Here is an 11483-nt window from a genome sequence, read left to right on the forward strand (position 1 = left end):
GTGCAGCGCGGCCAGCAGCGCGCCGGCCGGCGGCGCGTGGATCGCGAAGCCTTCGTTCGCGACCGCCGCCGTATCGATCGCGAGCGCCGCGGCAAGCCGCGTGCGCAGCGGCGTCTCGGCCTCGCTCGCGGCGCTTGCGCGCGCGATGGCGTCCCGCGTGCGCGCATCGACGATCGTGCCGCTTCGCATGAGCGGCGCATGCTGCCACGCGTCGGACGGGCACTGCTTGCCGTCCGGCGTCAGCGGCACGAACGGATTGACCTCGGCCGGATAGATCCGGCACACCAGCGGCCGTTCGTCGTAGATCCCGCAGCGCATGCCGTCGCGCAGGTTCGGGCACGGCCCGGCATGCGAAGTGGTGAGCAGGATGGTGACGCGTATCGGCAGCGTGCCGCTGAGCGCGGGCGACGAACGCGCGCGCTTGTATGCTGCGAATGCGTCGCCGGGCGCGGGCTCGACGGGCCATAGGATCGCGTCGCACAGCAGCTCGACGCGGCCGCCGCGCTGCAGCCATGCCGCGGCCTCGGCGACCGTCAGCGCAATGCGCAGGTCATGGCAGCATCGGCCGCAGCCGGTGCAGGAGAAATCGATGTCGTTCGGCGTCATGCGCGTAGGGAGCGGGCGCGATCGCGTGCGTCAGCCGGCGATCAGCGGCGCGACGCGCCGGCGCAGTTCGGGCACGACCTCCGCATCGAACCACGGATGATGTTTGAACCACGCCTGGTTGCGCGGCGACGGATGCGGCAGCGGCAGCACGCCGGGGCCGTAGTCGCGCCATGCGCCGACGGTGTCGGTCAGCGTGGCCTTGCGCGTGTCGCGCAGGAAGTACCGCTGCGCGTACTGGCCGATCAGCAGCGTCAGCCGGATCGACGGCAGTTCGGCAAGCAGCCGCGCGCTCCACAGCGGTGCGCATTCGGGGCGCGGCGGGTTGTCGCCGCTCGCGCCGCGGCCGGGGTAGCAGAAGCCCATCGGCACGATCGCGAAGCGGGTTTCGTCGTAGAACGCGTCGGCGTCGACGCCGAGCCAGTCGCGCAGCCGCTTGCCGCTCGCGTCGTCCCACGGGATGCCGCTCGCATGGACGCGGGCGCCGGGCGCCTGCCCGACGATCAGGATGCGCGCATCGCGATGCGCGCGCACGACGGGGCGCGGGCCGAGCGGCAGGTCGGCTTCGCATGCGCGGCACGCGCGGATTTCGGTGAGCAGCACGTCGAGCGGCGTGCGCAGTCGTTTCGGCATCGGGTCTGAACGGGGACGGAATGGCCGCACGGACGCAACGGCGCCGATGCGGCGCGGCGCGCCCGCTGCGGGCTGCCGCTCGCGTCAGGCGGGCCGCGGCGCGGGAGGGCGCTGCGCGGCGGCCGCGGTGTCCCGGGGCGGGATCACATGGCCGTTGCACCGTCTTCGGCGATCGCAGCATCATACAACGCCGTCTGCGCGATCGCCGCGGCGATCGCCGCATCGTCGTGCGCGCCATCGAGCATGCCCCAGCGCCGGTATTGCGACAGGAACCACTGGCCGTCGCGCGGATCGGGCCGGTTCACGGCGCCGCCGTCGTGGAACCGGATCGGCAGCGGCGGCTGCACATACGGCCCCGCGCCGTAGTCGCCGAGCAGGCGCGGCGCGATCAGCCGGGCCGGCACGCCGAGCGCATCGGGCGACGCGAGCCAGTCGGCCGCTTCACGGCGGTGGGCCGCATCGTCGAGCCACGCGCACGCGTCGACGAGCGTGCGGATCAGTGCGCGCGCGGTGGCCGGATACAGCGCGACGAACTCGCGCCGTGCCGCGAGCACCTTCTCCGGATGATCGGGCCAGATCTCGCTCGTGACGGCGACGGTCCGCCCCGCGCCGCACGCCTCGGCGACCGCGTGCCACGGCTCGCCCGCGCAGAAGCCGTCGAGCTCGCCGCTCGCGAGCGCGGCGACCATCTCGGGCGGCGGGATCACGACGCTGCGCACGTCGCGCAGCGGATCGACGCCGTGCGACGCGAGCCAGTGGTTCAGCCACATCGCGTGCGTGCCGGTCGGGAAGGTCTGCGCGAGCAGCGGCTTGCGGCCGAGCGTCGCGAACGCCGCACGCGCGTCGCCGCTCGCGCGGAATGCGTCGGCGAGGCCGCGCGCGAACGTGATCGCCTGGCCGTTGCGGTTCAGCACCATCAGCGCGGCCATGTCGGTCTGCGGGCCGCCGATGCCGAGCTGCAATCCGCATACGAGCCCGTACAGCGCGTGCGCGGCGTCGAGCTCGCCGGTCAGCAGCTTGTCGCGCACGGCGGCCCAGGACGGCTGCCGGCTCAACGCGAGCGTCAGGCCGTGGCGCGCGCCGAGGTTCAGCCGCTGCGCGACGATCAGCGGGGCCGCGTCGCTCAGCGCGACGAACCCGACACGAAGATGCGCGCGTTCCGGCGCGGCGGGAATTGAAATGTTCATGGCGGTCAATGAGGTGACGCGTCGAGCAGTTGCCGCGCGACGTCGACGATGCGCAGCCCCTGATCCATCGCGCGCTTGCGCAGCAGCGCATACGCATCGTGTTCGGACAGCCTGCGCCGGTCCATCAGCAGGCGTTTCGCGCGATCGATCAGCTTGCGCTCGTCGAGCTCGCGTTCGACGTCGGCGAGCCGGCGGCGCAATGCATCGTCGTGCGAGAAGCGCGCGAGCGCGACTTCGAGGATCGGCGCGAGACGCTCGGCCGACAGTCCTTCGACGAGATACGCGCTGACGCCCGCGCCGACGGCCGCGTGAATCAGCGCCTGGTCGGCATCGTGGCTGAACATCAGCACGGGGCGCGGCGCGGTCGCGTGCATCACGGCCAGTTGCTCGAGCGTGTCGCGCGACGGCGAATCGGTATCGATGATCACGACGTCGGGGCGCTGTTCCTCGACGGCGGCGGGCAGGCGCGCGGGCGTCGCGACGTCGTTCAGCATTTCGTAGCCGAGACGCGCGAGCGCATCGCCGAGCTCGCCGATCGGCTTGTCGGTATCGGTGACGAGCAGCACGCGCAGGCGTGCGGGCGGGACGGACGAACTCATGACGCGAACGGGAACGGACGGGCTTCGGTGCAACGGTTGAACGATACCGGCGCGGCGCGCACCGATGCACGCGTATGCCGGACATCGCGCCTGGCCTTCGGGCAGCCCGCGTGAACGCGGCTGCGGCCAGTGGAACGGGCGTGCGGCCTGCACGGCACGGCGTCGCGCATGAGAGGGCGCACGACGGAGCGAATCACGTGCCGCATCACGCGGCCCGGGACAGCATCACGTGGCCGGCGGCATCGACGCACTGCGCGGACGCTTCGCCGATCGCCGCGCCGACGAGCATCACGGCGGGGCTGCCGAGCCCGGCGGCCGCGACACCCTGCGCGAGGCCGCCGAGCGTGCCGGTCCAGCGGCGCTCGTGCGGCGTGCCGGCCCATTGCACGGCGGCGGCGGGCGTCGACGCGGGCAGTGCGGCGAGCAGCCCGGCCGCGATGCTCTCGACGCGGCTCATGCCCATGTAGATCGCGAGCGTGGTGCCGGTCGCAGCAAGCGCGGCCCAGTCGGGCTCGCCGTGATCCTGGCGGTGCGCGGTGACGAACGTGACGCCCTGACAGTGCTCGCGGTGCGTGAGCGAGATGCCGAGGCTCGCGGCGGCCGCGAAGCCCGACGAGATGCCGTTGATGATCTCGACCGGAATCGCGGCGGCGCGCAGCGTCGCGAGTTCTTCGCCGGCGCGGCCGAACAGCAGCGCGTCGCCGCCTTTCACGCGCACGACGTGCGCGCCGCGCAGCGCGTAGCGGCGCATCAGCTTCTCGATGAATGCCTGCGGCGTCGAGCGGCAGCCGCCGCGCTTGCCGACGCGGATCACGCGCGCGTGCGGCGCGAGTTCGACGATGCCGGGCGCGACGAGATCGTCGAGCAGCAGCACGTCGGCGGCCGCCAGCGCCTTCACGGCCTTCAGCGTCAGGAGATCGGGATCGCCGGGCCCGGCGCCCAGCAGCGTGACTTTGCCTGTCATGTCGTGTTCCAGTGCCGCCTGTCTGCGGCGGTCGATTGCGTGTCGTTGCGCGGCGCTGGCGGGCGGTCGAGACGACCACGGCATCCGGCCGTGCATGCACGGGAGGACGTCGTTGTCCGGGTTGCGGATTGGCTGGGCCCGCGTGCGACGACGGGCCTGCATGTGCGGGACTGCCCACCGGCGCCGTTGCCGGTGTGTGCAGTGGATTCAGCAATATCCGGGCCAACCTGCGCGAGCGGTGTGCGAACGGTGGCGAGCGGCGCGGGACGTGCCGCGCGAGCGGCGGCGCCGGCGGCCAATACGCAGGCAGCCACGCGTGAAGCCGCGCATGCAGCCGCGACGCAATCGCGCACGCGATGCCGCGTCGGCGTGCATCGCGCCCGCGAGCGCGCACCGCGATGTCGCACGGCGACAGTGCTGCAGCGCACCACATCTGTGCCTCGGTGCATCGCGACGGAGAGCGCGCGGCACACCGCAGCGACACGCCCGCTGCCCCGCACGCCTTGTGCAGCGGGGCGCGCGGCGCGATCGGCGCCAGCTTGGCACGACGCTTGCGTTAGCTCGTTCGGACGGGTCAACGGCGATCCGTCCGCAGTACCGAATACCGACGCGCCCGGCAACGGGCTTCATGGGCAACGGCGTCCTACGCATCGGGTCTCTCGACGAGACCGTGCGCAGGACGCCGTTTTTCGTTTGGCGGATGACATGACCGACAAAGCAACCCGTATCGATCTCTTCAGCTTCCGCACCGCGCCGATGCGCGCGTTCCACATGACGTGGATGGCATTCTTCGTGTGCTTCTTCGCGTGGTTCGCGTGCGCGCCGCTGATGCCGCTGATTTCGCGCGAATTCCATCTGACCGCGGCGCAGGTCGCGAACGTCAACATTGCCGCAGTGGCCGCGACGATCGCCGTGCGGCTGCTGGTCGGCCCGATGTGCGACCGCTTCGGCCCGCGCCGCGTGTATGCGGGCCTGCTGCTGCTCGGCGCGATCCCCGTGTTCGCGGTGTCGTTCACGCACGACTACCTGTCGTTCCTGATCTGCCGTCTGGGCATCGGCGCGATCGGCGCGGGCTTCGTGATCACGCAGTACCACACGTCGGTGATGTTCGCGCCGAACGTGGTCGGCACCGCGAACGCGACGACGGCCGGCTGGGGCAACGCGGGCGCGGGCGCGACGCAGGCGATGATGCCGCTGCTGGTTGCCGCCGCCGTGATGCTCGGCTTCGGCGACGACACGTCGTGGCGTCTCGCGCTGATCGTGCCGGGCGTCGCGATGCTCGTCATGGCGTGGGCGTACTGGCGCTTCACGCAGGACTGCCCGCAAGGCGATTTCGCCGCGCTGCGCAAGCAGGGCGTGACGGTCGACAGCGGCAAGAAGGGCGGCTGGGCGAGCTTCTTCACCGCATGCGGCAACTATCGCGTGTGGATGCTGTTCGTCACGTACGGCGCATGCTTCGGCGTCGAAGTCTTCATCCACAACATCGCCGCGCTGTACTACGTCGATCACTTCAAGCTGTCGCTGAAGGACGCCGGCTTCGCGGTCGGCCTGTTCGGCCTGCTCGCGCTGTTCGCGCGCGCGCTCGGCGGCTGGCTGTCCGACCGGATCGCCGTGCGCCGCAGCCTCGACGTGCGCGCGATGCTGCTGTGCGCGCTGATCGTCGGCGAAGGGCTCGGGCTCATCTGGTTCTCGCATGCGCAAGGCGTCGGCATGGCGCTCGTTGCGATGCTCGCGTTCGGCCTCTTCACGCACATGGCGTGCGGCGCGACCTACGCGCTCGTGCCGTTCATCGACCGCAAGGCGCTCGGCGGCGTCGCGGGGATCGTCGGCGCGGGCGGCAACGTCGGCGCGGTGGCCGCATCCTTCCTGCTGAAGGGTATCGGCGACGTGCAGTACACGCTGAGCGTGCTCGGCCTCGTCGTCACCGCGACCGCGCTGTGCGCGATGGCCGTGCGCTTCAGCGAAGAACACAACGCACGCGAGGCCGAGCTGCGCGATCGCGCGCTGGCCGCCGCCAACGCCGCGAACTGATCGACCGAGGGAACGTCACCATGAAACTCATCGTCATCGGCCACGGGATGGTCGGCCACAAGCTTCTCGAATGCGTCGCGGCGCAAGCCGGCACGGCCGACGCGCTACAGGTCACGGTGCTCGGCGAGGAGCCGCGCCCGGCGTACGACCGCGTGCATCTGTCGGAATTCTTCGCGGGCAAGTCGGCGGACGACCTGTCGCTCGTCGAGCCCGGCTTCTTCGACAAGCATCCGCAATTCGACCTGCGCCTGAACGCGCGCGTCGCGTCGATCGATCGCGCCGCGCATACGGTTACGCTCGCATCAGGCGAAACGCTTGGCTACGACAAGCTGGTGCTCGCGACGGGCTCGCGGCCGTTCGTGCCGCCTGTGCCGGGCCGCGACCGCGCGGGCTGCTTCGTGTACCGGACCATCGAGGATCTCGAAGCGATGCGGGCGGCGGGCGCGCGGGCGAAGCGCGGCGTGGTGGTCGGCGGCGGGCTGCTGGGTCTCGAATGCGCGAAGGCGCTGCGCGACATGGGCCTCGACACGCACGTGGTGGAATTCGCGCCGCGGCTGATGGCCGTGCAGGTCGACGACGGCGGCGGCCGGATGCTGCGCGCGAAGATCGAGGCGCTCGGCGTGACCGTGCATACGGGCAAGAACACGCTCGAGATCGTCGACGGTGAAGACGGCGTGCACCGGATGACCTTCGCCGACGGCTCGCACCTCGACACCGACATGATCGTGTTCTCGGCCGGCATCCGCGCGCGCGACGAACTGGCCCGCGCGTGCGGTCTGGACATCGGCCCGCGCGGCGGCGTGGCGATCGACGACGCATGCCGCACGAGCGACGCCGACATCTACGCGATCGGCGAATGCGCGGCATGGAGCGGCATGGTGTACGGCCTCGTCGCGCCCGGCTACGACATGGCGCGCGTGGTCGCGAAGCACGTCGCGGGCGATGCGGACGCCGCGTTCGCCGGCGCGGACATGAGCACCAAGCTGAAGCTGATGGGCGTCGACGTCGCGAGCATCGGCGACGCGCACGGCGCGACGGCCGGCAGCCGCACGTACCAGTACGCGGACGAGCGCCGCCAGGTCTACAAGAAGCTGGTGGTGTCTGACTGCGGCAAGTTCCTGCACGGTGCGGTGATGGTCGGCGACGCCACCGAATACGGGACGCTGCTGCAGATGATGCTGAACCGCATCGAGCTGCCCGAGCAGCCCGAATTCCTGATCCTGCCGTCGTCGGACGGCGCGGCGAAGCCCGCGCTCGGGGTCGACGCGCTGCCGGAGGGCGCGCAGATCTGCTCGTGCAACAACGTGTCGAAGTCGCAGATCTGCGCGGCGGTGGCCGACGGCGCGACGAGCCTCGGCGCGCTGAAGTCGTGCACGGGCGCGGGCACGTCGTGCGGCGGCTGCGTGCCGCTCGTCACGCAGATCATGAAGGCAGAGATGAAGAAGCAGGGCCTCGCGGTCAACAATCATCTGTGCGAGCACTTCGCGTATTCGCGGCAGGAGCTGTTCCACCTGATTCGCGTCGAGCGCATCACGACCTTCGACGAACTGCTGCACAAGCACGGCCGCGGCCTCGGCTGCGACGTGTGCAAGCCGGCCGTCGCCGGCATCCTCGCATCGTGCTTCAACGAGTTCGTGCTGAAGAAGGAGCACGCAGGGCTGCAGGATTCGAACGACTACTACCTCGCGAACATCCAGCGCGACGGCACGTATTCGGTCGTGCCGCGTATGCCGGGCGGAGAGGTGACGCCGGAAGGGCTGATCGCGGTCGGCCAGGTCGCGAAGAAGTACGGCCTGTACACGAAGATCACCGGCGGCCAGCGCGTCGACCTGTTCGGCGCGCGCGTCGAGCAACTGCCGGCGATCTGGGAAGAACTGATCGCGGCCGGCTTCGAATCGGGCCACGCGTACGGCAAGGCCGTGCGCACCGTGAAGTCGTGCGTCGGCTCGACGTGGTGCCGCTACGGCGTCGACGATTCGGTCGGCCTCGCGATCGACATCGAGAACCGCTACAAGGGCCTGCGCGCGCCGCACAAGATCAAGTTCGGCGTGTCGGGCTGCACGCGCGAGTGCGCGGAAGCGCAGGGCAAGGATGTCGGCATCATCGCGACCGAGAAGGGCTGGAACCTGTACGTGTGCGGCAACGGCGGGATGAAGCCGCGCCACGCGGAACTGATCGCGTCCGACCTCGACCGCGACACGCTGATCCGCTACATCGACCGCTTCCTGATGTTCTACGTGCGCACGGCCGACCGGCTGCAGCGCACCAGCGTGTGGCGCGACAACCTCGAGGGCGGGCTCGACTACCTGATCGACGTCGTCGTGCACGACAAGCTCGGGATCGCGGCCGAGCTCGAGGCCGACATGCAGCACGTGGTCGACACGTACGAATGCGAATGGAAGAAGGCCGTCACCGATCCGGATACGCGCAAGCGCTTCCGCCACTTCGTGAACAGCGACGCGCCCGACACGAACATCGCGTTCGTCGAGACGCGCGGGCAGATCCGTCCCGCGACGCCCGGCGAGCGCGTGCGCGGCAAGCCCGTCGCGATTCCGGTCGTCGCCGAACCGGCGACCGTCTGATCCTGACCGACACCAGCGTCTTTCCGAAGGAGCCCATCATGAACGATCGTCTTCCCCTGTCCTGGACCCGCGTGTGCCCGCTCGACGACATCGTGCCGAACACCGGCGTGTGCGCGCTCGTCAACGGCGAGCAGATCGCCGTGTTTCATGTCGCGCACCCCGACGGCGGCGTATTCGCGATCGACAACGTCGACCCCGTGTCGCAAGCGGCCGTGATGTCGCGCGGGCTGGTCGGCAGCCTCGGTGAGCGCGTCGTCGTCGCGTCGCCGCTGTACAAGCAGCACTTCGACCTGCGCACCGGCGAATGCGTCGAAGCGCCCGAGCAATCGGTGAACGCGTACCCGTCGCGAGTCGAGGACGGTTTCGTGTGGATCGCCGCCTGATCGTCGAGGAACGCGCATGACCGCCACTCCCGTCAAGAGCGTGTGCCCATACTGCGGCGTCGGCTGCGGGATGGTGCTGCACGTCGAGGATGGCGAAGTCGTCAAGGTGTCCGGCGACTCCGACCATCCGACCAACTTCGGGCGGCTGTGCACGAAAGGCTCGTCCGCGCACGTTGCGCTGCGCCGCTCGGGCCGGCTCGACCGCGCGTTCGTGCGGCGCGCGCGCGAGGACGACCTCGTGCCGCTGCCGGCCCGCGACGCGATCGCGGAGACCGCGCGGCGGCTGCGCGCGGTGCTCGACACGCACGGGCCCGATGCGCTGTCGTTCTACGTGTCGGGGCAGATGTCGATCGAGGCGCAGTATCTGGTGAACAAGCTCGCGAAGGGCTTCGTCGGCACCAACAACATCGAGTCGAACTCGCGGCTGTGCATGGCGAGCGCGAGCACCGGCTACAAGCAGTCACTCGGCGCCGACGGCCCGCCGGGTTCATATCAGGATTTCGATCGCGCGAACCTGTTCTTCGTGATCGGCGCGAACATGGCCGACTGCCATCCGATCCTGTTCCTGCGGATGATGGACCGCGTGAAGGCCGGCGCGAAGCTGATCGTCGTCGACCCGCGCCGCACCGCGACCGCCGACAAGGCCGACCTGTTCCTGCAGATCCGGCCGGGCACCGATCTCGCGCTGACGAACGGGCTGCTGCATCTGCTGCACGCGAACGGGCACACGGATGCCGCGTTCATCGACATGTACACCGAAGGCTGGGACGCGATGCCGGCGTTCCTCGCCGACTACACGCCCGAGCGCGTCGCCGAGATCACGGGGCTCGCGGAAGCCGACATCCGCACTGCCGCGCAATGGATCGGCGACGCGCAGGAATGGACGAGCTGCTGGACGATGGGGCTCAACCAGAGCACGCACGGCGTGTGGAACACCAACGCGATCTGCAACCTGCATCTCGCGACCGGCAAGATCTGCCGCCCCGGCAGCGGGCCGTTCTCGCTGACCGGCCAGCCGAACGCGATGGGCGGGCGCGAGATGGGCTACATGGGCGCCGGCCTGCCGGGCCAGCGCTCGGTCGCGTCGGACGACGACCGGCGCTTCGTCGAGAACCTGTGGCGCGTGCCGGCCGGCACGCTGCGCAAGGAAACCGGCAACGGCACGGTCGATCTGTTCGAACGGATGGCGGCCGGCGACATCAAGGCGTGCTGGATCATCTGCACGAACCCGGTCGCGACCGTGCCGAACCGGCAGAACGTGATCGCGGGGCTGCAGGCTGCGGAGCTCGTGATCGCGCAGGACGCGTTCCTCGACACCGAGACGAACCGCTACGCGGACATCCTGCTGCCCGGCGCGCTGTGGGCCGAGGGCGACGGCGTGATGATCAACTCCGAGCGCAACATGACGCTGATGCGCGCGGCGATCGCGCCGCCCGGCGATGCGCTGCCGGACTGGCGCATCGTCGCCGAAGTCGCGCGCGCGATGGGTTTCGGCGATGCGTTCGACTATGCGTCGGCGGCCGACGTGTTCGACGAGATCGTGCGCTTTTCGAATCCGGCGACCGGCTACGACCTGCGCGGCGCGAGCCACGCGGCGCTGCGCGACGGCCCCGTGCAATGGCCGGTCGCGCCGGGCACCGCGCGCGAGCGGCACCCGATCCGCTATCTGAACGACGGCGTGAGCCAGACGCCGCGCGCGGGAGCCGACGGGCACGACGCGCCGCGCGTCGCGTTCCCGACGCCGTCGGGCAAGGCGCGGTTCTTCGCGCGGCCGCACGTCGCACCTGCCGAGCTGCCGGACGATACGTTCCCGATCGTGCTGAATACCGGGCGGCTGCAGCATCAGTGGCACACGATGACGAAGACGGGCAAGGTCGGGATCCTGAACAAGCTCAATCCGCGCCCGTTCGTCGAACTGCATCCGGACGACGCGAGCGCGCTCGGCATCGCGACGAAAGACAGCGTCGAGATCCGCTCGGCACGCGGCCGCGCGGTGCTGCCGGCGGTCGTGACCGAGCGCGTGCGGCGCGGCACCTGCTTCGCGCCGATGCACTGGAACGACGTGTACGGCGACGATCTGTGCATCAACGCGGTGACGAACGACGCGATCGATCCGGAATCGCAGCAGCCCGAACTGAAATATTGCGCGGTCGCATTGACGCGCGTCGACACGGATGCGTTCGCGTCCGCCGACGCCGACGCCGCGCAGCCCGATGCGCTCGCCGCCGACGCGGCGCCGGCGCCCGCAACGGCGCCGATCGCGGCCTCACAGGAAACCGACATGGCAGACCTCGACACTTTCGCGGCCGCGCTCGGCGTGGCAGACCTCGCGCCGCCGCCGCTCTCGGACGCGGAACGCCTGTACGTGGCCGGCCTCGTCAGCGGGTTGAAGGCGAGCGCGGGCCGCCGCGAAGGCGGCGTGCCGGTGCTGCCCGCCAGCGCGCCGCTCGCGCCGCCGGTGCGGCTCTGGCTCGACGGCATGCTCGCGGGGCTGTTCAGCC

Annotated in this window: 9 protein-coding genes; 4 read left to right on the plus strand and 5 right to left on the minus strand. The window is 70.5% G+C overall.

Annotated elements, in window-relative coordinates; all coding sequences use genetic code 11:
• The 5 genes from BSE24067_RS31635 to cobA form a co-directional block, all read right to left on the minus strand.
• Positions 1–606: YkgJ family cysteine cluster protein (locus BSE24067_RS31635; RefSeq protein WP_174904987.1), on the minus strand; the 606-nt coding region annotated here is incomplete at its 3' end.
• A 30-nt stretch (positions 607–636) separates the two neighbouring features.
• Positions 637–1236: a uracil-DNA glycosylase family protein gene (locus tag BSE24067_RS31640; RefSeq protein ID WP_151068787.1), complete on the minus strand. Its 600-nt coding sequence runs from the start codon at positions 1234–1236 to the stop codon at positions 637–639.
• A gap of 143 nt (positions 1237–1379) precedes the next feature.
• Positions 1380–2423, minus strand: coding sequence for a CmpA/NrtA family ABC transporter substrate-binding protein (locus BSE24067_RS31645; RefSeq protein WP_151068446.1), 1044 nt, complete (start codon positions 2421–2423; stop codon positions 1380–1382).
• Between the two features lie 5 nt (positions 2424–2428).
• Positions 2429–3022: an ANTAR domain-containing response regulator gene (locus BSE24067_RS31650; protein ID WP_151068447.1), complete on the minus strand. Its 594-nt coding sequence runs from the start codon at positions 3020–3022 to the stop codon at positions 2429–2431.
• Between the two features lie 205 nt (positions 3023–3227).
• A complete protein-coding gene (cobA, locus tag BSE24067_RS31655) occupies positions 3228–3986 on the minus strand; it encodes a uroporphyrinogen-III C-methyltransferase (protein WP_151068448.1) in 759 nt (252 codons plus the stop codon).
• 705 nt (positions 3987–4691) lie between these two features.
• Between cobA and BSE24067_RS31660 the strand changes: the two genes are divergently transcribed.
• The 4 genes from BSE24067_RS31660 to BSE24067_RS31675 form a co-directional block, all read left to right on the plus strand.
• On the plus strand, positions 4692–6017 hold the full coding sequence (locus BSE24067_RS31660) for an MFS transporter (protein ID WP_151068449.1): 1326 nt from the start codon (positions 4692–4694) through the stop codon (positions 6015–6017).
• 20 nt (positions 6018–6037) lie between these two features.
• A complete protein-coding gene (gene nirB / locus BSE24067_RS31665) occupies positions 6038–8599 on the plus strand; it encodes a nitrite reductase large subunit NirB (protein WP_151068450.1) in 2562 nt (853 codons plus the stop codon).
• Between the two features lie 38 nt (positions 8600–8637).
• Positions 8638–8982 (plus strand): nitrite reductase small subunit NirD, encoded by a 345-nt coding sequence (gene nirD, locus BSE24067_RS31670; RefSeq protein ID WP_151068451.1) that lies wholly within the window; start codon positions 8638–8640, stop codon positions 8980–8982.
• 16 nt (positions 8983–8998) lie between these two features.
• The coding region (locus BSE24067_RS31675) for a molybdopterin oxidoreductase family protein (protein WP_174904988.1) at positions 8999–11483 on the plus strand (2485 nt) is incomplete at its 3' end.

Source organism: Burkholderia latens (assembly GCF_902499045.1).
Lineage (GTDB): Bacteria > Pseudomonadota > Gammaproteobacteria > Burkholderiales > Burkholderiaceae > Burkholderia > Burkholderia latens.

Excerpts from the sequence above, each read along its gene's own strand:
- BSE24067_RS31640 (WP_151068787.1), bottom strand. The coding sequence starts at position 1,236 with ATGCCGAAACGACTGCGCACGCCGCTCGACGTGCTGCTCACCGAAATC.
- BSE24067_RS31645 (WP_151068446.1), bottom strand. The coding sequence starts at position 2,423 with ATGAACATTTCAATTCCCGCCGCGCCGGAACGCGCGCATCTTCGTGTC.
- BSE24067_RS31650 (WP_151068447.1), bottom strand. The coding sequence starts at position 3,022 with ATGAGTTCGTCCGTCCCGCCCGCACGCCTGCGCGTGCTGCTCGTCACC.
- cobA (WP_151068448.1), bottom strand. The coding sequence starts at position 3,986 with ATGACAGGCAAAGTCACGCTGCTGGGCGCCGGGCCCGGCGATCCCGAT.
- BSE24067_RS31660 (WP_151068449.1), top strand. The coding sequence starts at position 4,692 with ATGACCGACAAAGCAACCCGTATCGATCTCTTCAGCTTCCGCACCGCG.
- nirB (WP_151068450.1), top strand. The coding sequence starts at position 6,038 with ATGAAACTCATCGTCATCGGCCACGGGATGGTCGGCCACAAGCTTCTC.
- nirD (WP_151068451.1), top strand. The coding sequence starts at position 8,638 with ATGAACGATCGTCTTCCCCTGTCCTGGACCCGCGTGTGCCCGCTCGAC.